The organism is Kribbella catacumbae DSM 19601, from assembly GCF_000372465.1.
GTDB classification, from domain to species: Bacteria; Actinomycetota; Actinomycetes; order Propionibacteriales; family Kribbellaceae; genus Kribbella; species Kribbella catacumbae.
The window spans coordinates 1-23,142 of record NZ_AQUZ01000080.1 but is presented as its reverse complement, the minus strand read 5'-3'; the positions used below and the strand labels follow the sequence as shown (position 1 = coordinate 23,142).

At 67.8% G+C, this 23,142-nt stretch carries 14 protein-coding genes; 10 read left to right on the top strand and 4 right to left on the bottom strand.

From position 1 onward, the window contains the following. Positions 1-52: 52 nt before the first annotated feature. The 5 genes from A3ES_RS0142190 (at position 53) to A3ES_RS0142170 (ending at position 7,096) form a co-directional block, all read left to right on the top strand. Positions 53-2,359, top strand: coding sequence for a sodium-translocating pyrophosphatase (locus A3ES_RS0142190; RefSeq protein ID WP_020392888.1), 2,307 nt, complete (start codon positions 53-55; stop codon positions 2,357-2,359). A gap of 454 nt (positions 2,360-2,813) precedes the next feature. Further along, positions 2,814-3,794 (top strand): ABC transporter ATP-binding protein, encoded by a 981-nt coding sequence (locus A3ES_RS0142185; protein WP_020392887.1) that lies wholly within the window; start codon positions 2,814-2,816, stop codon positions 3,792-3,794. Then, positions 3,794-4,546, top strand: coding sequence for an ABC transporter permease (locus tag A3ES_RS0142180; protein WP_020392886.1), 753 nt, complete (start codon positions 3,794-3,796; stop codon positions 4,544-4,546). Before A3ES_RS0142185 ends, A3ES_RS0142180 begins: the two co-directional genes overlap by 1 nt. 136 nt (positions 4,547-4,682) lie before the next feature. After that, positions 4,683-5,477, top strand: coding sequence for a DUF2785 domain-containing protein (locus tag A3ES_RS0142175; RefSeq protein WP_020392885.1), 795 nt, complete (start codon positions 4,683-4,685; stop codon positions 5,475-5,477). Positions 5,478-5,641: 164 nt separating this feature from the next. Next, entirely contained in the window at positions 5,642-7,096 is a 1,455-nt protein-coding gene (locus tag A3ES_RS0142170) for a DUF7059 domain-containing protein (RefSeq protein WP_020392884.1), read from the top strand. Here A3ES_RS0142170 and A3ES_RS0142165 read toward each other — a convergent pair. From A3ES_RS0142165 to A3ES_RS50330, 4 genes are all read right to left on the bottom strand, one after another. After that, positions 7,093-8,658, bottom strand: a complete 1,566-nt coding sequence (locus tag A3ES_RS0142165) for a GGDEF domain-containing protein (protein WP_026163710.1) — start codon at positions 8,656-8,658, stop codon at positions 7,093-7,095. The genes A3ES_RS0142170 and A3ES_RS0142165 overlap by 4 nt on opposite strands. A gap of 46 nt (positions 8,659-8,704) precedes the next feature. Continuing rightward, positions 8,705-10,282: a GGDEF domain-containing protein gene (locus A3ES_RS0142160; RefSeq protein ID WP_237745199.1), complete on the bottom strand. Its 1,578-nt coding sequence runs from the start codon at positions 10,280-10,282 to the stop codon at positions 8,705-8,707. A 318-nt stretch (positions 10,283-10,600) separates the two neighbouring features. Further along, complete coding sequence (locus tag A3ES_RS0142155; RefSeq protein ID WP_040456952.1) at positions 10,601-11,860, bottom strand: cytochrome P450; 1,260 nt, start codon at positions 11,858-11,860, stop codon at positions 10,601-10,603. A gap of 355 nt (positions 11,861-12,215) precedes the next feature. Next, entirely contained in the window at positions 12,216-15,833 is a 3,618-nt protein-coding gene (locus A3ES_RS50330; RefSeq protein WP_202806709.1) for an NPCBM/NEW2 domain-containing protein, read from the bottom strand. A gap of 309 nt (positions 15,834-16,142) precedes the next feature. On the opposite strand from A3ES_RS50330, the gene A3ES_RS50325 reads away from it, so the two are divergent. The 5 genes from A3ES_RS50325 to A3ES_RS0142125 all read left to right on the top strand — a co-directional run bounded on the left by A3ES_RS50325 (position 16,143) and on the right by A3ES_RS0142125 (position 22,650). Then, a complete protein-coding gene (locus A3ES_RS50325; protein WP_020392879.1) occupies positions 16,143-17,486 on the top strand; it encodes an alpha/beta hydrolase family protein in 1,344 nt (447 codons plus the stop codon). A 75-nt stretch (positions 17,487-17,561) separates the two neighbouring features. After that, positions 17,562-18,752: an alpha/beta hydrolase family protein gene (locus tag A3ES_RS0142140; protein ID WP_020392878.1), complete on the top strand. Its 1,191-nt coding sequence runs from the start codon at positions 17,562-17,564 to the stop codon at positions 18,750-18,752. A gap of 237 nt (positions 18,753-18,989) precedes the next feature. After that, positions 18,990-19,247 carry a hypothetical protein gene (locus A3ES_RS0142135; protein WP_020392877.1) on the top strand — a complete coding sequence of 86 codons (258 nt, stop codon included), beginning with the start codon at positions 18,990-18,992 and terminating at the stop codon, positions 19,245-19,247. Positions 19,248-19,513: 266 nt separating this feature from the next. Then, positions 19,514-22,207 carry a type I DNA topoisomerase gene (gene topA, locus A3ES_RS0142130; protein ID WP_020392876.1) on the top strand — a complete coding sequence of 898 codons (2,694 nt, stop codon included), beginning with the start codon at positions 19,514-19,516 and terminating at the stop codon, positions 22,205-22,207. Further along, complete coding sequence (locus tag A3ES_RS0142125) at positions 22,207-22,650, top strand: Fur family transcriptional regulator (RefSeq protein ID WP_020392875.1); 444 nt, start codon at positions 22,207-22,209, stop codon at positions 22,648-22,650. Before topA ends, A3ES_RS0142125 begins: the two co-directional genes overlap by 1 nt. Positions 22,651-23,142 lie beyond the last annotated feature (492 nt).

Below are 23,142 nucleotides of genomic sequence, written 5' to 3'. Positions count from 1 at the left end.
TGCGGCAGTACGGGGGCCGTTCAGCCCTGAGGGTTGCCAACAAGGAGGACGGATGTCCGGGCTGCTTGCTGTACAAGCGGTGGATCTTTCGTCGAGCAACACCACGCTGGTCATCGTCGTCGGAGTGATCGCGATCTTCGCGGTCGCCATCGCGATGGTGTTCCGCGGTCAGGTGCTTGCCGCGAACGATGGCACCGAGAACATGAAGACGATCGCGTTGGCGGTGCAGGAAGGCGCTTCGGCCTATCTGTCACGCCAGTTCAAGACGCTGTCGATCTTCGCCGTGGTGGCGTTCCTGCTGCTGTTCCTGTTGCCAGTGCACAGTGACGGTGACAACGAGACCACGCTGAAGATCTTCCGCTCCGTCTTCTTCCTCGTCGGTGCGGGCTTCTCCGCCGCCATCGGCTACCTGGGCATGTGGCTCGCGACCCGGGCCAACGTCCGCGTCGCCGCCGCCGCGCGGGACGAGGGGCGCGAGCCCGCCATGCGCGTCGCGTTCCGGACCGGTGGAACGGTCGGAATGGCGACCGTGGGCCTCGGCCTGTTCGGTGCCGCCCTGGTGGTGCTGCTCTTCAAGGGTGACGCCCCGACGGTGCTCGAGGGCTTCGGCTTCGGTGCCGCCATGCTCGCCATGTTCATGCGGGTCGGCGGTGGCATCTTCACCAAGGCCGCCGACGTCGGCGCGGACCTGGTCGGCAAGGTCGAGCAGAACATCCCCGAGGACGACCCGCGCAACGCCGCGACCATCGCCGACAACGTGGGCGACAACGTCGGTGACTGCGCCGGTATGGCCGCCGACCTGTTCGAGTCGTACGCCGTCATGCTGGTGGCGTCGCTGATCCTGGGCAAGGCCGCCTTCGGCGAGCAGGGCCTGATCTTCCCGCTGATCGTGCCGGCCATCGGTGCCGTCACCGCGGTCATCGGGGTCTACCTGACCAAGCCGCGGGCCGGCGAGAACGGTCTGCGGACGATCAACCGGGCGTTCTACATCTCCGCGGCGATCTCAGCGGTGCTGTGTGCGGTCGCGGCGTTCTCCTACCTGCCGAGCAAGTTCGGCGACCTGACCGGCGCGACCGAGAAGATCGCCGCGCAGGACGGTGACCCCCGGGTCATCGCCACCGTCTCGGTGATCATCGGCATCGTGCTGGCCGCGATCATCCTGGCCCTGACCGGTTACTTCACCGGTACCGAGGACAAGCCGGTGCAGGACGTCGGCCGGACCTCGCTGACCGGTGCCGCAACCGTCATCCTGTCCGGGATCTCGGTCGGCTTCGAATCCGCCGTCTACACCGCTCTGGTGATCGCCGCTGCTGTCTACGGCGCCTTCCTGGTCGGTGGCTCCGGTGTGCTCGCCCTGTTCGCGATCGCGCTGGCCGGTGGCGGTCTGCTCACCACCGTCGGCGTCATCGTCGCGATGGACACCTTCGGTCCGGTCTCCGACAACGCGCAGGGCATCGCCGAGATGTCCGGTGACGTGGACGGCGAAGCGGCCCAGATCCTGACCGAGCTGGACGCCGTCGGCAACACCACCAAGGCGATCACCAAGGGCATCGCGATCGCCACCGCGGTACTCGCGGCGACCGCGCTGTTCGGTTCCTACACGGACTCGATCTACGCGGTGCTGAACGACGCCGGCGACGCCGCGTTCAACGTGGACGCGCTGGTGTTCGACCCGTCGACGCTGGTCGGCCTGATCATCGGTGCCGCGGTCGTCTTCATGTTCTCCGGACTGCTGATCAACGCCGTCGGCCGCGCCGCCGGTGCGGTCGTCTACGAGGTTCGTCGCCAGTTCCGCGACATCCCCGGGATCATGGAAGGCACCGGCAAGCCGGAGTACGGCAAGGTCGTCGACATCTGCACCCGCGACTCGCTGCGTGAGCTGGCCACCCCCGGTCTGCTCGCGATCGCGGCACCGATCGCGGTCGGCTTCGGTCTGGGCGCCTCGGCGCTGGCCGGCTACCTGGCCGGCGCGATCGCCAGCGGCACCCTGATGGCCGTCTTCCTGGCCAACTCCGGTGGCGCCTGGGACAACGCGAAGAAGCTGGTCGAGGACGGCAACCACGGCGGCAAGGGTTCGCCGGCACACGAGGCCACCATCATCGGTGACACCGTGGGCGACCCGTTCAAGGACACCGCCGGCCCGGCCATCAACCCGCTGATCAAGGTGATGAACCTGGTCTCCGTGCTGATCGCACCGGCCGTCGTCGGGATGTCGTCGATCGGTGAGGACACCAACACCGGACTGCGGATCGCTATCGCGCTGGTCGCGTTCGCGATCATCGTCGCGGCCGTGGTCGTCTCCAAGCGCCGGGAGTCGGTCATCTCCGACACGCCGGCCGAGGTCAACGCAGCGGCGTGACCGCCTGACGCAGTACGCCGAGAGGCCCGCCGGACGCGTTCCGGCGGGCCTCCCGTCTTTGGTGGCGACCATCAGCTGGGAGTGACTTTCATCCACCCCCCACCACCTGTTCATTCGCCCCCTTTTCACCCTCCAGGACGCCCGGATCCGCCGGATCTGCCCGCAGGCAGGGTGAAAAGGGGGCGAATGAACAGGTGGTGGGCGGAACGAGACGTTCGGCCATCCGGCGTCGACTTTGGTCGGATGCGCCGCGGGCCGTAGTACGGCAGTGTCGGGGGTAGGTCAGGGGGTTAACCGATGGCAACCCCGGTCCGGGGGACGGCACAATCCACCTAAGGGTGGACACACCAGGTCCGCCCCGGGTCCGATGTGCTGACCCGGACAGGCCTCGATACTGATGGGGACACAGCCCGCCCATGAATTCACTGGCGCGCCACCGAACGAGGAGCACGGCATGATCGAGGCAACCGGCCTCACCAAGCGATACGGCAGCACAGTTGCCGTTGACAACCTTTCCTTCGAGGTGAAACCCGGCAAGGTGACCGGCTTCCTCGGCCCGAACGGGGCCGGCAAGTCGACCACGATGCGGATGATCCTCGGCCTGGACACCCCGACCTCGGGTGACGTCCGGATCGACGGCCAGCACTACCGCGATCTCAAGCAGCCACTCAGCAAGGTCGGCGCATTGCTGGACGCCAAGTGGGTGCACCCGAACCGGTCCGCCCGTGCGCACCTGGCCTGGATGGCGGCCTCCAACAAGCTGCCGAAGGGCCGGGTGGACGAGGTACTCGATGCGGTCGGCCTGACCGCGGTGGCCGGCAAGCGCGCCGGTGCATACTCGCTGGGTATGTCGCAGCGCCTCGGCATCGCAGGGGCCCTGCTGGGCGACCCGGAGATCCTGCTGTTCGACGAGCCGGTCAACGGCCTCGACCCCGAGGGCATCGTCTGGATTCGCAAGTTCATGCACCGTCTGGCCGACGAAGGCCGGACGGTCTTCGTGTCCAGCCACCTGCTGTCCGAGATGGCGCTGACGGCCGAGGAGCTGGTGGTGATCGGCCGCGGACGGTTGATCTCGCAGACCAGCACCAAGAACTTCGTCAACAATGCCAGCGGCAGCAGCATCAAGGTGCGCAGCCCACAGCTCGACCAGCTGCAGAGCGTTCTCCAGCAGGGCAACCTGATGACCCGGATCGAAGATGTCGAGGACGAGGGCAAGGTGCTGTTCGTCGATGGCGAGGTGACCACCGACGCCATCGGTGAGACGGCCGCCGCGCAGGGCATCGTGCTGCACGAGCTGACGCTGCAGCGCGGCTCCCTGGAGGCTGCCTTCATGCAGATGACCGGTGACTCGGTGCAGTACCACGCGCACGACACGCAGCAGGCACCGCCGGTGCCGGCCGTCGAGCTCGTCGTGGCAGCAGAGGAGAAGAACTGATGTCCCTGGTCACAGTGGAGCGGATCAAGCTCTTCAGCACCCGGTCACCCTGGTGGTGCATGGTGCTCGCCCTGGTGCTGGCCGACGGGTTCGTCACACTCGGCTTCATCTTCGCCCCGGACGACACCGTCTGGCGGCCGGCCGACGCCGTCAGCACCTACCAGTTCGGCCTGATGGTGATGATGGTGATGGCAACCCTGGCCGTCACCACGGAGTACCGGTTCGGGACCATCCGCACCAGCTTCCTGTCGGTGCCCAAGCGGATCCCGATCCTGCTGTCGAAGGCACTGGTCGCTGCCACGCTCAGCGCCGTCGTCGGCCTGGTCGCCGCTTTCGGCGCCTTGGGACTGGGGACAGTTCTCGTCTCGGACGCTGACCTCGCGCTGACCACCGGCGCGGAGTGGCGTGCTGTGCTCGGTGTCGCCTTGGTCTATTTCCTGGCCGCGCTCATCGCGATTGCGATCGGCACCCTGATCCGGCAGAGCGCCGGCGCGATCGCCGTCGTGATCTGCTGGCCGCTGCTGATCGAGGGCATCGGTCAGACGATCCCCAAGGTCGGCGACTTCCTCGCCGACTGGGGTCCGTTCAACCGGGCCAGCTGGTTCATCCTCGGCAACCAGGGCACGACCGACGGCACGGCCGACGCCTCCGACGCGGTGATGTCGCCGACCTGGTCGCTGATCTACTTCGCCGCCTGGGCGATCGGTCTGCTGGTCATCTCCCTGGTGGTCGCGAAGAAGCGCGACGCCTGAGAAAGACGGCCGCCGGGTGGGTAGCCGCCCGGCGGTGCGAGGTCCGGCCGGGCTGAGGGGTCCTGGCCGCTAACGGCCCATGGAACATCTGGAAACAGATGTCCCATGGGCCGTTTCCTTTGTTAGCCTGCGCTGCATGACCGATTGGGCGCAGGTGCGCGCAGACGCCTTCGCCGTACCGGCTGATCGCCCGCTGGCCGAGCTCGTCGACGAACTCTCGGCGATGCTCCGGTCGCCCGATCCGCAGATCCGGGACGGGCAGGCCTACTCGACGCTCGCCACCTGGATCGGCAACGGGTTGCTCGGCGCGAAGGAGTTGCGCGCGCTCGGGGACGAGATGGTGGCCCGGTTCGCCGACCCCGAGATCCAGGCCCGCGCCTTCGCGCCGCTGATCCTCGACTCGATCGTCTCCCAGGGTGTCTTCGAGCCGTCCTGGGTGCCGCCGTTCGAGCGCTGGTACGTCGCTGAGGAGGATCTGCGCGGCTTCGACGCCAAACTGGGCTGGCTGCACGCCGTCGCGCACGGCAGCGACCTCCTGGGCGCCCTGGCGCGCGTCACGGCCGTCGAGCCCGTGCAGATGCTCCGGCTGGGTATCGGGCGGCTCCTGACGCCGACTGAGTACGTGCTGCGCGACCTCGAGGACGATCGGCTGGGGTTTGCTCTCGCGGTCGCCCTGACCCGTCAGGACCTCTCCGAAGCCGACGCGATCAGCTGGCTCGACCCCGCAGTACGGGCGGTCGCCACGGTTCCGACTGGTGGCTTCCGTCCGGAGATCTCGAACACGCTGCGCACGATGCGCGTCGTCTACCTGCTGGTCGACCACGGCCTCCGCCTCGACAACGATCACCCGCACGCCCAGGTCCCGCATCGCGACCAGGTGAAGGCCAAGCTCATGGAGCTGTTCCGCACCGCCACGCCGTACTACTTCTGACCTGAGTACCGCGGTGTCGGTGTCCCGGGATGGTCAGGCGGCTGCGCTCTGCTCATCGACGGACTGCACAGGCAGCAACACGGAAACTTTTCGTCGCCAGGTGCAAGTTAGTTACCGCATTGTCGACGGCCTGGGGCCTGCGGGCGGCCTGCGAGGATGGGGGGATGGACGAGGAAGAGCTGAGCGCAGGGCTGGTTGATCGGTTGCGCGGCGCCTTTGAGGTGGCGGCGTACACGGTTGACGGAGTGGCGGAGCGGCTGGGGCCGCAGGCCAACGGTGCGCTGGCGCGCAACGAGACGACGCTTGCTTTCCAGCGGACGGCCGCGGGGGACTCGCTCGACACCATGATCCGGTTGTTCCTGTTGCAGCGGGCTGCGCCGAAAGAGCTTGTAGAGAAGGCCTTTCCTGGTTGTCTGGCTGAATTGCTTGCCCTGGGCATCTTGAAGGAAGCTGGACATCTGGTCGCGGCGGCGATCGACGTACGGCCGTATGCCGAGGATGACCGGCACTGGTGGGTGATCGCTGATCTGACGCCTGGGTTGGACGGACGGCGTGAGCCGATGCGGTCCGATTACGTGCTGGGCATTGCTCCGGCGAGTCTGAGTTTGGTCAAGCTGACCGTGCCGATCAAGGCAGGGAAGGCGCTCGACGTCGGTACCGGTTGCGGCATCCAGGCGCTCCACCTCGCCGACCGCGTCGGCCATCTTGTTGCCACCGACATCAATCCTCGTGCGCTCCAGCTGACCCGCTGGACCGCCGCGCTCAACCGGATCGACCTCGACGTCCGCGACGGCAGTCTTTACGAACCGGTCGCAGGCGAGCAGTTCGACCTGATCGTGAGCAACCCGCCGTACGTGATCGCGCCGCCCTCTGCGGAGGCCCGGCTCACCTATCGCGAGACAGGGTTCGCCGGAGACGCAGTGGTCGAGCAGTTGGTCCGGCAGGCTCCACAGCACCTGACAGAAGGCGGCTGGTGCCAACTCCTCGCCAACTGGACCTGTGTCCGCGGCCAGGACTGGCGGGAGCGAATCGCGAGCTGGACCGGCGACAGGTCGAGCTGGGCCGTGCAACGCGAGCAGCTTGACCCAGCGGAGTACGTCGAACTGTGGCTGCGCGACGCCGGCCTGCACGGGCGTCCGGAGTACACGAGCCGGTACGACGCCTGGCTGCGGTGGCTCGACAAGCAGCAGGTCGAGGCGATCGGGATGGGCTGGATCAACCTGCGCAACACCGCGGGCAGCACGCATGCGGAGGAGTGGCCGTACGAGATCGAGCAGCCGATCGGGCCGTACGTGCTCGACCGGCTCGAGCGGATCCAGGGGCTGCCGGCGGATCTTACTGGGCTCTACCTGACCACGGCTGAGGACGTCATCCAGGAGACGACCGGTCAGCCCGGTGCCGAGGATCCGGCGACGATCGTGCTGCGGCGGCAGCGAGGCATGCGCCGGGCCGAGCAGGTGGACACTGTGCTCGCCGGTTTCGTCGGTGCTTGCGATGGGGATCTCAGCGTCGGGCAGATCCTGGACGCGTTGGCGAGCCTGCTGGAGCGTGACGACCTGCACGCGAACTACCTGCCGAAGATCGCCGACCTCATCACCGAAGGGTTCCTCACGTACTAGGTGCCCGCCCGGCGGCGGCGCTTCTCCTGGTACATGCGGCTGTCGGCGGCGGTCAGCAGCTCACTGACCGGAGTGCCGTCCGTGCTGCTGGCGTGACCGATGCTCAGCCGCAGCATGGCGAACCACGGCTCGAGCGCACCCCGCGCGACTTGCTCCGCCGCCGCCTTGATGCGCTCGACGAGCTCACCGGCGCCGCGCTCGTCGGGGTTGTCCAGAACGACGACGAACTCGTCGCCACCTGCGCGCGCGACGACGTCATCGGCGCGGCACTGCTCGGTCAGCAGCTGGGCGACGCGTCGCAGTACCTCGTCACCGCAGGCATGGCCGTGACTGTCGTTGACCACCTTCAGGTTGTCGACGTCGATCGCGAGTACGGCGATCGACCGGCCCGACTCGAGGGCCGCGCTCATCCGCTCGTCCAACGCCCGGCGGTTGCCGACACCGGTCAGCGGATCCTCCCGCGCGGCCCGCCACTCGGCGTCATGCCGGATCGAGAGGTCGTGGGTCGCCAGGGCACTCCGTACGGCGTACAGGCCGCGCAATCGCTCGGCCCACCAGCCACGCGTGATCGCTCGCGCATACTGCAGTCCGGAGGCTGCACCGGCGTCGCCGGACTCCGCGACGATCCGTACTGCGGTGTGCCGGACCAGCGCCTCGACGGGCGGATCGGAGGTCGGCGGCAAGTCGGTCGCAGATCGCTCGGCGGCCTCCATCGCGTCGTCGATCCGGCCGAGCGACGCATAGGCCTTGGCCAGGTAGGCGCCGGCGATCGCGGCCAGTTCGAGCCTGCCTACCTTGACCAGCTGGTCGCGGCAGTCCTTCAGAATGACCGCGGCCTCGGCGGGGTTGGCGTCGAAATCGCTGGCCGCGAGCCACATCCGGCCGGTCATCGGCCAGTAGCCGATCAGGTTCGCGCGGACGATCACCTCGTTCGCCTCGGCCGCCCAGCGCTTGGCTTCCTGGCGACGGCGCAGGATCTCGTCGTCGTACGCCGGGTCGCCGAGTCGTTCCATCTCGTGCGCCCAGCGCAGGTTGGACTCGGCCAGGTTCAGCCGGTTGATCGCGGGTGACTCGGGCAGCCCGAGCGGGTCCACGCCGGCCGCCGCGGCGAACTCGAAATGCGGGATGCACAGCTCGAAGAGTCGCAGCAGGTCATAGGCGTAACCCAGCCCGGTGTGCGCCCAGCTCGCGAGCCCCGGGTCTCTGGTGTGGGCCAGCGCGTTCTCCGCGGCGACCAGGTCGGCGACCGAGTCGCCGCCTTCGCCGGTACGGATCAGCGTGACGATCCGGACCGCGAGCGCGTTCGCCTCCCAGCCCGGCTCCTCGATCGCGCGGGACACCCGGATACAGCCGTCGACGGCGTCCAGGGCCGCTTCGGCATCGGCGGCGTGATGGGCGGCGACCGCCCGGACGTACTCCGCGGCGGCGCGTTCGCTGGACGGCTCCGGGCCGAGCTCGGCGAGCAGCAGCCGGAGGTCGGTCGTCGCTCCGGCCGGGTTGCCCGATTGGGCCCGCGTCATCGCTGTCGCGATCCGCGCGGTCACCCCCGAAGTCTCGCGCACCCGATCTCCCCCGTCCTGCTCCGCTTAGTGTCCCGTGAGCACTGGCTCACCTGGCGCGGCGCTTGTCCTCGTACAGCCGGCTGTCCGCCATCGGAATCAGCAGCTCCACCGGCACACCTTCCGCGGTCGCGGCGTACCCGATGCTCAGGCCCAGCCTGCTGAGCCACGGTTTGGCCGTCGTCGCCGCCACCAGGGCGACCGCGGCCCGGATCCGCTCGGCCAGCTGTGCGCCACCCTTGGCGTCCGGCTGGTCCAGCACCACGAAGAACTCGTCTCCTCCCGATCGAATCACGGCATCGGTGGCACGTGCCTGTTCTACCAGCAGGTTTGCCACAAGTTGCAGCAATTCGTCTCCACGGGCATGCCCGAAGGTGTCGTTCACGACTTTCAGATCGTCTACATCGATGGCCAGCAAGGTCACCGCGCGCTGGGAGTCCCTGGCCGCCGTCAGCCGCTCGTCCATCGCCCGGCGGTTGCCGATCCCCGTCAACGCGTCCTGCCGCGCGGCATGCCATTCGGCATCATGGCGTGCCGAGAGGTCATGCGCCACAAGGGCATGCCGTACTGCGTTCAGCGCGCGCTGACGTTCCTTCCACCAACCGCGGGCCACCGAACGCGCATAGCCGAGTGCGGCCGCGGCGCCGGGTTCGCCGGTCTGCGCGGCCAGCTCCGATCTCGTCTGCAGCACCAGGACCTGGGTGGACGGATCGGTCAACGGGATCAGGTCGTCGATGGCGCGATCGGCGGCCGCGCGGGCGTCGTCCCATTTGCCCTGCGCGCCGAAAGCCCTTGCCAGGTAGGCGCCGGCGATCGCCAGCCGCTCGGTCTCGCCGAGCTTGCGGATCTCGTCGCGGCACTCCTCCAGCTCTTCGACGGCTTGAGCTGGATCCTCGGCGGTCGCGGCCGCGGCAAGCCAGATGCGCGCGCTCAACCGCCAGTACTCCTGGCTTTTGTCGGCGACCATCACCTTCTCCGCCTCGCGCGCCCAGTACGCCGCAGAGGCGAGCCGCTCGTCGATCTCCGGCCGGTACGACGGGTCGCCGAGCCGCTCGAGTTCATGCGCCCAGCGCAGATAGGTTTCAGCGAGATTGAGCCGGTCGATCGCGGGCGCCTCGGCCAGCTCGAGAACGTCGGCTTCGATGCCGGTGGCAATCTCGTAGTGCGGGATGCAGAGCTCGAACAGCCGAAGCACGTCGTACGCGTAACCGAGGCCGGTATGAGCCCAGCCGCGAAGTCCTGGGTCGCTGGTGCGGGTCAGCGCGTGCTCGGCGGCAACCAGATCGTTGATGGTGTCGCCACCGCGTCCGCTGCGGGCCAGGTTGATGATCCGGATGGGGAGTGCGTTCGCCTCCCAGCCCGGCTCGTCGATCGCGCGGGCGACGGCGAGGCATTCATCCACTGCTGCAAGGGCTTCGTCGGCGTCGCTGGCATGGTGAGCGGTCACTCCGCGCACGTACTCCGCCGCGGCCAACTCGTAGCTCGGCACCCCGCCGAGTTCGGTGCGGATGGCATCGATCTGAGCAGCCGCGACCACATGCCCACCCGACTGCGCCAGCGTCATCGCCGCCGCAATCCGCGCGGACAACCGCCCCGCCTCCATCGCCCGCCCTCCCCTTTTGGTCACCAACTGTTCACGTGAGACCGCCCATTGTGGCGGCGCGAAAGTCCGCTGTCACTGCCCAGCCCTGTGCGACACCCCACGCCGACACCTCCGGGCCCTCCTCCGTCACCGCTGCCCGAGAGCACCGGAGCTGACGATGAGTGGGCTTGACCCCTCGTACGGGGGTTCGCGTGTTGGTCTGGCAGGGGGTGAACCCCGTGAGCAGGGGTGGAGTACCGCGTTCGGCGTTGTGCGGGTGACGGACGAGCCGGCGATCAGGGTGGTTGGGAGCAGGGCGCGGGTGGGCGACGGAGGAGCGCGTGTGGGTGGCCAGCGTGGGGGCTAGCCGGCGGCCTGCTGCTCGTTGGCTGCGCGGAGTTGTACCGGGAGGGACTCGACGCCGTACACGATGGAGAAGTCGCGGAAGCGTAGTTGGTCTTCGGAGACTGCTAGAGACAGGTCCGGGAAGCGGTTGGCCAGGGCGCTGAAGGCTGCTCGGAGTTCCATCCGAGCCAGTTCGGCACCTACGCAGCGGTGCATGCCGTGGCCGAAGGCTAGGTGGGCGGCGGGGGCTCGGCGGGGCCAGAAGTCTTCTGCGTCGTCGCCGAAGACGGATTTGTCGCGGTCGGCGCCGGACAGGGAGACGGCGACCAGGTCGCCCTTCTTCACCTGTTGGCCGAACAGTTCCTGGTCGTGCCGGGCGAAGCGTGGGAAGGCCACCTGGACGACGGTCAGATAGCGCAGCAGTTCCTCGACGATCGCGTCCACCGACTCGGGCTCGGTGCGGAGGCGGGCGTAGATCTCCGGGTCGCGGAGCAGTACCAGGGTGCCTAGGGCGAGCATGCTGGCGGAGGTTTCGTAGCCGCCGAGGAAGACGCCGTCAGCGAGCCCACCGAGCTCGATGTCGTCGATCTCGTCGCCTTGCTCGCGGATGATCGAGCCGATCAGGCCGTCGCCGGGGTTGCTGCGCTGCTTGCCGACGATCTCGAAGAGGAACTCCCGCGACTCGCTCGCCGAGCCGAAGACGCCGATGCCGCCGCCGGACAGGTCGAACCGGGCCGGGCCGAGGGCGCGGAACCGGTCGCGGTCGGACTCCTCGATGCCGAGCAGGTCGGAGATCAGCAGGAACGGCACGTTGAAGGCGAAGTCGGTGACGATGTCGACGACCGGGCCCTTGAGCTCCATCAGGTCCAGCTGGTCGTTGACGATCTTCTCGATCATCGGCTCCAGCCGGGCCAGCCGGCGCTTGGTGAACTCGGGCGTGAGCAACTTGCGCAGCCGGGTGTGGTCGGGCGGATCGGTGAACCCGAGCCCGCCGATGCCCTCGGACGGCTTGTCCGGGTCCGAGCCGATCATCGGCCGGATGTCGTTGCTGAAGTTCGTGGTGTCGGCGAGCACCGCCTTGGACTCGGCATGACCGGTGACCATCCAGACGTTGAGCCCGAACAGGTTGGCCAGCTTGTGCACCGGTTCGACCTCGCGGATCGCGCCGAGCTCCGGGACCGGGTCGAGTCCGTCGCGACGCAACGGCATCGAGACCTGACGCGGGAACACCCGCATCTTCGACAGGTTCAGACCACCCTTGCGGGTGGTCCTGCTCATGACCCGGCTGCCGACCCATCTCTTCAGGTATGTCGCAACCATGACTCCCACGCGCCCTCTCTGAAACTGCTGCCCCCGACGGCTTTCGTCTTCCCCGAAGCTAGCCGTGGCGAGGACCAGATCTGATGGTGTTGGCACTACTTCTGTGGTGGCTCCAGCACCACCATGGGAGGGGGCCATGGTGCTGCAACGCGTCGCCAAGGTCAGACCTTGTCATGGACGAGGGCCCCGATACCACCGGAACCCACCTGTACCGTCCCCTGGGACGGCGATCAGGTGGGTTCCGGGGTACCTCAGGGAAAGTCCAGCCGAAAGTCGGTTGTGCTGACCCGGATCGGCCGAAACAGGCCGATGGTCAGGCGTTCTGGCAGGTCAGCCGCGCCTCCGCCCAGTCTGCATGGTCGCTGGTGATGCCGTCGCCGGCGTCGGTGACCTGCAATGTCAGGAGTTGCCCGCCCGTAGTATCGACGCTGACCGGCACCGTGGGCGACGAACCGGTGAGCAGATCCGATGTGTACTTCGCCACACCGTCGACCAGCGCCTTGAAGCTCACCTTGCCCCGATCCTCCACCTCGTCGTCGACGCCGACCTTGGCCGTGAAGGCCGTGCAGTTGCCGCCGAGCCGGACGGTGACCGACGAGGGCGCGTGAGTACCCAGGCCCTTTGCGTACTGCGTGCCGTCGAGCGTGAGGGCAGCTCCGTCACCCGCTGCATCTTCGCCGTTGCTCTTGTCCCGTTCGACCGGGCCCCAGCCGTTGGTCGAGTCGATCCACTCCAGGTCGCTCACCCAGGGCTGACCGGTCGGCGCCGGTGGCAACGGCTTGTTCGCCAGGGTCGCGGCGAAGAAGCCAAGACCGCCGCCGGGCAGCTTGATCGCCTTCACCGTCTTGCCCGGCGTCAGTGGTACAGCGGTGTAGAAGACCCGGTAGTCCGTGGTGGTGTTGGCCAATCCGGATTGTGTATACCGGCCCTTCACGGACACGGCGAGTTTCGCGCCACCTGTGGCCGGATCCTGGCAACACCAGTTGGGCAACTGGAACGGCGCCTGCGACTCGGTGCCGTCGGTGTAGATGATCGTGACGCTGCCCTTGGCGTTCAGGCTCGCACCAGCACCCAGCAAGGCCAGATGCGACCCGGTGCCAGAGACGAGAATCGGTGCGGACTGGTTCTTCACCAGGTTCGGCGTACCGGGGACTCCGGTCGGCCAGGTGAAGTCGGCACCCTGCACGCTGACCTTGGCGCCCGGCGTGAAACCGGCCGCGGCCAGCGCCTCGCCGTTGAAGCTGTTGCCTGAGCCATCGAAGTTGCCCTTGGCAAAGCTCGATGCGTCGCTGACACCGACGACGGTCGCTGCCTGCGACAACGATGCGTAAGGCAACTGTGCTGTCGCCACCGTGCTGTTCTGATAGCTGTCCTCATGCACCAGGTACGACGCGTCGAGTCGCAACGTGAAGCTCGCCGGCTTGACCGATGCCGCGGGTGTCACCGCGAGCTTGGTGGTGACGGTCTTGCCCGGATCGACCTTGGCGAAGGTGCTCGTGCCCGTCGACGTCCACCCGGCCGGCAGGTCCAGAGCGAGTCGTACGTCGCGCATCGTCGTCGTACCGGGGTTGGTGAAGGTGGCCGTGAGTTCGGTGGCCTGGCCCGGTGCGTTCCACAGTGCCGGCGAGGAGAGTTCCGGCGTACCGAAGGACTCCAGGACGGTCTTGCCGCCGCCGACCGACGTAGTGCTGCTTAGCCGGACAGAGGCGTCACGTGAGGTGGAGATCGATGCGGTCTTCACGAGGACGACGCCGTTCTCGTAGTACCAGCCGGTGGAGGCTGCGAGGTAGGCGTCCTTGCTGGCCTGCTTGGTGAGCAGCACGTTGTCCACCGATACATCGCGCGGTGCGGTGCCGGTGTGGACGGTCAGCTCGTACGGACGCGCGCCCGGCTTACCGGCGTACGAGCCCTTGCTGGCGCCGATCTTGACGGTGATGTCGCCGCGGGCCGCGACGGGCGCGGTCACCTCGAGCAGTTGCGTGGCCGACTTGGCCTGCTTGTAGTCACGCGTGACGCGGTCGTCCTCGTAGAGGCTGAACGACGACTTGCCCTCGGGGTAGATGTCGACGGTCAGCCGATCGCCGAATCCCTGCTGGGCGGCCGAGTTGATGCCGCTCTTCCACATCGGTACGACGGCGCCGGCCTTGACGAACAACGGCAGCGTGTCGAGCTTCGCGTGGTAGCCGTTGACCGTGGTCGGCCCTTGGTAGACCTTGCCGGTCCAGTAGTCGACCCAGTTGCCCTTGGGCAGGTAGATACCGTTCTTCACCTCGTCGGCTCCGAACATCGGCGCGACCAGGAACTCCTTACCAGCAAGGAATTCGTACTTCGTCGTGTCGTCCCAGGTCTTCGGGTCGTTCGGGTACTCCAGCACCAGCGAACGGTTCAGCGGAGCGCCGGTCGCGTGCGCCTCAGCGGCGTACGAATAGAAGTAGGGCAGCAGACGCTCGCGCAGCTTGAGGTACTTGCGGTTGATCGAGGTGTACGGCTCGCCGTGGGTCCACGGCTGCTTGTACGCCGGTGTCGCCCACCCGGACATGGTCATGAAGGCCGGGTTGAACACCTTCCACTGCAGGTCTCGCGTGTAGCTGGTCGGGGAGCCGCCGAAGATGCCGTCGACATCGCCTGCGCTGTAGGCGATTCCGGAGTTGCCGGAACCGGTGATGGCCGGGATCTGCCACTTGATCGCGTCCAGCGAACCACTGTGGTCGCCGGTCCACTGCACTGCACACCGCTGCGCGCCGGCCCAGCCCTCGACCATCCAGGCGTAACCACGGGCGTTGCTGTGCTGCTCGATGCCGCCGTGTGCGGTGTCGCAGGCGCTCAACGCGTACCGGTATCCCGGGCCGACCCAGGCGACGTCCAGCTTGCGTACGCGCACTCCGGCCTCGCCGACCTCGGCCGGCTGGCGGTCGAGCGACGACTGCGTCCACAGGCCCATCTGGATGTTCCGCTTGCGCAGCTCGTCACCGGTCTGCTTGAGCGCGGGGATGTCGCGCTTGCCCCACCAGGTGCCGTCGACCTGCTCCGACTCGGTGTTGGCGGAGTAGCCGCAGCCGTAGTCGTCGTTGACCAGCATCCAGCCGCCGGGCATGTCCTGGTCGACGAACTTCTGCGCGACCTTCACGGCGTCCAGCGTGGTCACCTTGTCCGGGTTGACCTTCCAGTCGTTGCTGGGGTCCGGGTCGGTGGCGTAGTGGCCGCGGTTGTAGCAGTCGGAGTCGCCGTACTCGAGTCCGTAGATCGGCGGCATGAACGGCCGGCCGGTGAGCTCGGTGTAGCGATTCAGCGAGGTCTTCAGGTCGCCGACGAAGTAGTAGGCGTCGAACCGCTTCTCGTCGTGCTTGGTGACGACGGGTGCGGTGAAGCTGTAGCTGCCTGGCGCGAACGTGTTCCGCAGTACGCCGTACCCGGCAGTGCTCATGTAGTACGGCGAGGCGTTCGGGTTGCCGCCGTCTTCCCAGTTGAAGTCGCGGGCGACCGTGATGGTCTTGTCCCGGTGCGAGAACCGGCCGTTCTGCATGCCGCCGCCGAAGTACTGCTCGGTGGCGCCGCGGCTCAGCGACTGGCTGGCGGAGCTGTCGGTCCAGGACAGTGGTGCCGTCTCGGACCAGACCTGCTGGCCGTTCGCCCGGTAGAGCGAGAAGCGCAGCGGCGACTTGTTGGCCCGTACCTCGATCTTGCCGCTGGTCAGCGAGTAGTAGTCGCCCTTGTCGGCCCAGCTGGTCGCAGGCTTCGGGTAGTCCTTCTTGATGACGATGTTGGACGCCGGGGCGGTCGGGTCGGTCGGTGGGGTGTTCGCCGGGTCGGTGAACGTGCCGTCCGGCGCCAGCCAGATCCGGAACACGTCGTCCTTCAGGAACACGACCCGCACCTTCGCAGTACCCGCACTGAGCGTGTACTGCGCGGTGTCGGCGGCGAAGTCGGTCACTGCGCCCAAGGACGTGCCTGCGACGGCTGCGATGGGCTCTGCGTTGGCGGGGCCGGCCGTGGTGGCAGTGACCAGGGCACCCGCGACTAAGGCCAGGGATGTCCCGGCGATGACTACTGAACGTTTAACGCGGACAAAGATGCTCACGAGTGCCTCACTTCACGCATCTATGAACAGGATTGCGCCATTGATAACCCACCAGCCAGGCCTTTGTCACTAGCTCGGGACCACTGACCGTCATGAAGTTGAGACGCGGTCTCCATCGGCGGATGATCCGCGCCGAGGTCCGGGGCGGTGACGATGATTCGCATGACGAACAATCAAAGCTTCAGCCGCCGCCGCTGTCCTTTCCGGGTGGCTGCGCTTGTCGCTGGCCTGGCGGCGAGCCTGCTCGTGTCTACCCCGGCGCTCGCCCAGGCCTACCCCTCCGACGGCCGCGAGCCCGGTACTGCGGCCGGTAGCGGCCCGCTGGCGACTACGGCGACGTACCCGCCGGTGACGATCAACGTGCCGGCCCCGACCGGGCCGAACGAGCTCGGCACGATCGAGCTGCACCTGGTCGACCACGCCCGCAACGACGCGAGCGCACCGGGCGGCAAGCGGGAGCTGATGGTCAGCGTCTGGTACCCCGCGCGATCCGGTGCCGACGGCCCGATCGCCAAGTACATGCCGCCGCTGACCTCGGCCGCGGTCAATCCGGCTCTGACGAAGAGTCTCGGCGTCCGGGATCCCGTCTTCGACTTCGCGAACAGCGACACTCATGCGCGCATCGGCGTACCGGCCCAGCACGGCAAGCACCCCGTCGTGCTGTTCTCGCCGGGCTACCCGCTGAGCCGGTTCCACAACACCGCACAGGTCGAGGAGCTGACCAGTCGCGGGTACGTCGTCGTGACGATCGACCACACCCACGAGGGCCCGGTCGAGTTCCCGGACGGCCGGTTCGTACCGGGCTCCGGCGTACCCGAGCCGACTGCTGAGCAGACCAAAGCGGCGATCGACACGCGAGTGGCCGACACCCGTTTCGTGCTCGACATGCTCACCTTGCTCGCCCGCGGCCTCAACCCGGACGCCGAACGCCGCAAGCTGCCCCGCGGTCTGCGGCAGGCGCTGGACATGGGCGCCGTCGGGATGTTCGGCTTCTCGGCCGGTGGCCACACCGCGGCCAACGCGATGGACGCCGACGGGCGGATCGTGGCCGGCGCCGACCTGGACGGCACCTTGGCCTACGACGTACTCAAGGGCCCGATCGGTCCGGCCGCGCAGCGCGGGCTGGACCGGCCGTTCCTGCTGTTCGGCTCGGACGGAAGCCAGCGGACGAACCCGGCCAACCTGGAGAACTACGACATGTCGTGGGCGTCCCTGTGGAAGGCCCAGCGGGGCTGGAAGCTCAACCTCCAGCTGCCCGGCTCGCGGCACCTCGGCTTCTCCGACTACCAGTTCTTCTACTACGACGTGGTGTCCAAGCTCGTGCACGACGAGGACCTGGCCAACCAGGTACAGGCGAACGTGGCCGGTGTCGTCGACCGCAAGCGGGCTCTGCTGGCCCAGCGGACCTATCTGACCGCGTTCTTCGACCAGAACCTGCGCGAACACCACCAGCCGCTGCTTGAGAACGAGTCCCGCGACTTCCCGGAGATCACCTTCGTGCGCTGAGATCCATCCGGCGGGGGAGCACCGTCCCCCGCCGGACTGATCCACACGGGTCATCAGGGCGGGCAGGGTGTGGCCATGACTACCGTCGGACGTCGCACCTTGCTCGCCCTGCTTGCTGCCGGGATGACGGCAACAGCATTTCCACAGCCGACCTCTGCCGTCGCGGCGCCCGCGCCGTACCGGCTGGTCCTGCCCGAGCCGACCGGCCCCTACTCGATCGGGACCACCGAACTGCACCTGGTCGACAAATCCCGCGCGGATGCCTGGGACCCCGGTCGGCGGCGCGAGCTGATGATCAGCGTTTGGTATCCGGCCCGACCGGGGCATGGGCCTCGCTCGCCATACGCCCCACCGCACGTCGCCGCGTCGCTGGCCGACGAGCTCGGCGCGGCCTTCGGCATCCCGGCCGGGCGGATCGACTACGCCGGTACGCCGACGCATGCGCGCGCCGGCGTCCCCGCGCTCGGGCGGCATCCGGTGATCCTCTACTCGCCGGGGTTCGGCACCTCCCGGCTGCTCGGCACCAACCACGTCGAGGATCTCGTCAGCCGGGGCTACGTGGTGGTGACGATGGATCACACCGGGGAGGCGCCGGCGGAGTTCCCCGGCGGACGCGTCGCGCCGGTGCTGGTGCCGGGCTCGGCGATCCAGCAGGCGCTGAAGGTTCGGGTGGCCGACACCAGGTTCGTCCTGGACAGTCTCGGCCGGTTGCCGAAGCGGCTGACCGGGGCCATGGAGCTGCGGCACCTCGGGATGTTCGGCTACTCGCTGGGTGGTTTCGCCGCGGCCGAGACGATGCTCACCGGTCGGCGCATCGACGCTGGGGTGAACCTCGACGGCACGATGCAGTACGGGTTCCCCAGCGGGGAGCTGAGCGAGGTGGCGAAACGAGGGCTGGACCGGCCGTTCCTGCTCTTCGGTGCGCAGGGGCACTCGCATCTGCCCCAGCCGGGTGGTCAGCTGGACGACCCGTCCTGGACCAGCTTCTGGGCGCACCAGCGCGGCTGGAAGCTCAACCTGAGCATTGCCGACGGCACCCACGGAGCCTTCGCCGACTACCAGTTCTCCGGTCCGGCCGTGGCCCAGGCCAACGGAGTTCCGCCTGAGGTGGTCATCTCGCTGCTCGGCTCGGTCGACCCGGCCCGAAGCGTCGCCGCGCAACGTGCCTACCTTGGCGCCTACTTCGACCAGTTCCTCAAAGGTCGGCCGCAAGCCCTGCTGCGGAAGGAATCGCCGCGCTATCCGGAGGTGACCTTCGTCCGGTGATGGAGCTCGTCTCCTGATCGGGCAACCGGGTGCTACCTGGGGATGACTTGAGATCACGCCTCAGGCTGATTCGCCGGGTCGGTTGCTCGGATTGTCTGGAGAGATGATCCGGCGCCGAGTCATCGCAACCGTCCTTGCGACTTCCTTCGCAGCGCTCGCCGTACCGGCCACGGCCGCCCACGTCTCGCCAGTCGCGGCTACGTCGTCGTGACGATCGACCACACAGGGGAGGCTCCGGTGGAGTTCCCGGGCGGCCGGGTCGTCGGGGCCAAGGTGCCGTGGGACCAGGCCGGGGCTGTGAAGAAGGCCACGGACACGCGGGTGGCGGATGTGAGATTCGTCCTCGACTCGCTGCCCCGGCTGCCGCGCCGGCTGAGCCGCGCGATGGACCTGAGCCGGATCGGAATGTTCCTCGGAACGGTCGATCCGGAGGTCGCCGTGGCCTTCACCCGACGCGCGCTGGAGGGTTTTTTCCGCCACAGTCTGAAACCCTGATGAGGCTGGTGGCGCCCCGAGCGGTTACCGTGCGTTGAGAAATGCGTTGCTGTCGGCCGTACTCTGTCCTCGGACGGTGCGCCAGTTCTTCAGGGCAGCACTCTTTTGTTGTTCGGGGGAACAAGGTGTCCGGCACCAGGCGTTCAAGGGCATGGCTGAAGCATCGACGGCGTTGACAGGCAAGGAGCGCAGTGGCAGGGGCAACAGGAACGAAAGCATCGGGCGGCACGTCGGCGACGGCGGCCGCTGGTGGTTCGCGTCGACTGGTGATCGTCGAGTCGCCGAAGAAGGCGCGGATGATCGCAGGATTCCTGGGCTCCGGATACGTGGTGGAGTCGAGTTTCGGCCACATCCGGGACCTGCCGAAGGGGGCCGACGAGATCCCGGCGAAGTACAAGGGGCTGCCCTGGGCGCGCCTCGGGGTCAACATCGAGGACCACTTCGACCCGCTGTACGTCGTACCGGCGGACAAGAAGGCACAGATCCGCAAGCTCAAGGATCTGCTCAAGGACGCCGACGAGCTCTACCTGGCCACAGATGAGGACCGCGAGGGCGAGGCCATCGCGTGGCACCTGCTGGACGAGCTGAAGCCGAAGATCCCGGTCAAGCGGATGGTCTTCCACGAGATCACCCCGAAGGCGATCCAGGACGCGGTCGGCAGTGCGCGCGACATCAACGACGCGCTCGTCGACGCCCAGGAGGCCCGGCGGATCCTGGACCGGCTGTACGGCTACGAGGTCTCGCCGGTGCTGTGGAAGAAGGTCATGCCGAAGCTGTCGGCGGGCCGGGTCCAGTCGGTCGCGATCCGGATGGTGGTCGACCGGGAGCGGGAGCGGATCGCGTTCCGCAGCGCGTCGTACTGGGATCTGGACGCCAAGCTCGACGCCGGCGAGGGCAAGACGCCGCGGATTTTCCCGTCCCGGCTGGTCTCGGTGGACGCCCACCGGATCGCCCAGGGGCGTGACTTCGCCTCGAACGGCGAGCTGAAGAGCGACAGCACGGTCCACCTGGACGAGTCCACCGCCACCGCGCTGGCCGCGGCGCTGCGGGAGTCGACCTTCACGGTCCGCTCGATCGAGTCCAAGCCGTACACCCGCAAGCCGTACGCGCCGTTCCGGACCACCACGCTGCAACAGGAGGCCGGGCGCAAGCTCAACATGTCCGCCTCGCAGACGATGCAGATCGCGCAGCGGCTGTACGAGAACGGCAACATCACCTATATGCGTACGGACAGCGTCACGCTGTCCGACACCGCGATCACGGCGGCGCGGGCGCAGGTCCGCGAGCTGTACGGCGCGTCGTACCTGCCGGACAAGCCGCGCGTCTACACCTCCAAGGTGAAGAACGCGCAGGAGGCGCACGAGGCGATCCGGCCGGCCGGCGAGGTCTTCCAGACTCCTGCCCAGACCGGGCTGAGCGGCTCGGAGTACCGGCTCTACGAACTGATCTGGATGCGCACGATCGCGTCCCAGATGAAGGACGCGGCCGGCAACAGCGTCTCGATCAAGATCGACGCCAAGGCCTCGTCCGGGGAGAACTGCGAGTTCACCTCGTCCGGCCGGGTGATCACCTTCCACGGCTTCCTGAAGGCGTACGTCGAGGGTGCGGACGACCCGTCCGCCGAGACCGACGACCGCGAGACGCAGATCCCGGACGTGTCCGAGGGCGACGTACTGCCGGCCACCGAGGTGATCGCTTCGGGGCACGAGACCAAGCCGCCGTCGCGTTTCACCGAGGCGACGCTGATCGCGCAGCTGGAAGATCGCGAGATCGGCCGGCCGTCGACGTACGCCTCGATCCTGGGCACGATCCAGGCGCGAGGTTATGTCTACAAGAAGGGCAACGCGCTGGTGCCGGCCTGGCTGGCGTTCGCCGTCGTCCGGCTGCTCGAGCAGCACTTCACCCGGCTGGTCGACTACGCGTTCACGGCCTCGATGGAGGACGTGCTGGACGACGTCGCCGCCGGGAACCTGCAGCGCGAGGGCGTGCTGGGACGGTTCTACTTCGGCGACGACGGCATCGAAGGCCTGCAGTCCATGGTCAGTGACCTGGGCGACATCGATGCCAGGGAGATGTCGACCTTCCCGGTCGGCCCGCCGGACAGCGGCATCGTCGTACGGGTCGGTCGGTACGGGCCGTATGTCGAGGGTCCTGAAGAGACCCGCGCGAACGTGCCCGAGGACCTGCCGCCGGACGAGTTGACCGTCGAGCGGGCTCGCGAGTTGCTGAGCCAGCCGTCCGGGGTCGAGCTGGAGCTCGGGACCGCGCCGGAGACCGGGCTCAAGGTGGTCGCGAAGGCGGGTCGCTACGGGCCGTACGTGACCGAGGTACTGCCGGAGGACGCGCCGAAGAGCGCCAAGCCGCGGACCGGCTCGCTGCTGTCGTCGATGGCGCTGGACACCGTCACGCTGGAGGACGCGCTGCGGCTGCTGTCGCTGCCGCGAGTGGTCGGCAAGGACCCGGAGTCCGGGGACGAGATCACCGCGCAGAACGGGCGCTACGGGCCGTACCTGAAGAAGGGCACGGACTCGCGGTCGCTGCAGACCGAGGACCAGATGTTCGACATCACCCTCGAGGAAGCGCTGAAGATCTACGCCGAGCCGAAGCAACGCGGCCGTCGTGCCGCCGCGCCGCCGCTGAAGGAACTGGGCGAGGACCCGGAGTCCGGTCAGCCGGTGGTGGTGAAGGAAGGCCGCTTCGGGCCGTACGTCACCGATGGCGAGACGAACGCGACGTTGCGCAAGGACGACTCGGTCGAGACGATCTCGCTGCTGCGCGCCGCGGAGTTGCTCGCGGACAAGCGGGCCCGCGGGCCGGTGAAGAAGACCGCCAAGAAGGCCGCGAAGAAGACCACCGCCAAGAAGACCACGGCCAAGAAGACGACCGCCGCTAAGAAGACGGCGGCGAAGAAGACCGCCAAGAAGTCACCGGCGAAGAAGTCCGCCGCCAAGAAGGCCTGATGCCCGGTACCGCGAAGGGCCCGGCCGAGGTCACCGCGCAACGCCTCCGAGAACGAGGCGAGCGCGTGACCCCGGCCAGGCTCGCCGTGGTCGAGGTACTCGCCGCGACCGCCGAGCATCTGAGCGCGGAGCAGATCGGCGAGCGCGCGGAGCAGTTGCGGCCGGGGATCCACCGGGCGACGGTGTACCGCGCGCTGGATGCGCTGGGTGAATTCGGGCTGGTCACTCACGTTCATCTGGGGCGAGCGGGGACGACGTACCACCTGGCCGGTGAGCTGGCGCCACGGCATCTGCATTTGCGGTGCAGTGAGTGTGGGGTTGTGCTTGACGTGGCGGGGGACATCTTGGATCCGGTGCGGCGGAAGTTGCTCCGGGAGCTTGGCTTCCACCTCGCGCCAGAGCAGGTAGCCCTGGTCGGGCTCTGCAAGGACTGCGGTAGCTAGCTCTTTCCCACGCCCACCCCTGTTCCGCCGCTCCTCCGTCGGGGCTCGCAACCGCGCGGGTCCCATCCCGCCCCACCTCGGCTCGTCCGCGGCGAACAGCAAGCCACCCACCGCTCTTGCGTCGTGGCTCGCGTCCGGCTGCGGCCGCCAGGGCCCACTTTGGGCACCGGCTGAGTGTTCTACTGGCGAGTAGGCGCCTTCCCGGTGCTCAAAGATGACATGCATGGGCCCGTTGGCGGCGGGGCTGGGGATATCGGTGCGGCTGCTGAGGTGACCTCCTCAGCTCAGTCGCATCATCATCGGTTGTATCTATCCGTTTGCGTTGCGGGCGCTGGTGTGCCCGTTGGGAGCTTGAGGAGGTCCCTGATGTCTATCGTAGGAGGATTGGACGTTCATCGGAAGCAGATCACGTTCGACTATCTCGAGGTGGAGTCCGGGCAGGTGTGGTGTGGTCAGATCGCCCCGGCCGATCGGGTGCATTTGGCCGGGTGG

Coding starts and splice junctions, on each gene's coding strand:
- A3ES_RS0142190 (WP_020392888.1), top strand. CDS start 53: ATGTCCGGGCTGCTTGCTGTACAAGCGGTGGATCTTTCGTCGAGCAAC.
- A3ES_RS0142185 (WP_020392887.1), top strand. CDS start 2,814: ATGATCGAGGCAACCGGCCTCACCAAGCGATACGGCAGCACAGTTGCC.
- A3ES_RS0142180 (WP_020392886.1), top strand. CDS start 3,794: ATGTCCCTGGTCACAGTGGAGCGGATCAAGCTCTTCAGCACCCGGTCA.
- A3ES_RS0142175 (WP_020392885.1), top strand. CDS start 4,683: ATGACCGATTGGGCGCAGGTGCGCGCAGACGCCTTCGCCGTACCGGCT.
- A3ES_RS0142170 (WP_020392884.1), top strand. CDS start 5,642: ATGGACGAGGAAGAGCTGAGCGCAGGGCTGGTTGATCGGTTGCGCGGC.
- A3ES_RS0142155 (WP_040456952.1), bottom strand. CDS start 11,860: ATGAGCAGGACCACCCGCAAGGGTGGTCTGAACCTGTCGAAGATGCGG.
- A3ES_RS50325 (WP_020392879.1), top strand. CDS start 16,143: ATGACGAACAATCAAAGCTTCAGCCGCCGCCGCTGTCCTTTCCGGGTG.
- A3ES_RS0142140 (WP_020392878.1), top strand. CDS start 17,562: ATGACTACCGTCGGACGTCGCACCTTGCTCGCCCTGCTTGCTGCCGGG.
- A3ES_RS0142125 (WP_020392875.1), top strand. CDS start 22,207: ATGCCCGGTACCGCGAAGGGCCCGGCCGAGGTCACCGCGCAACGCCTC.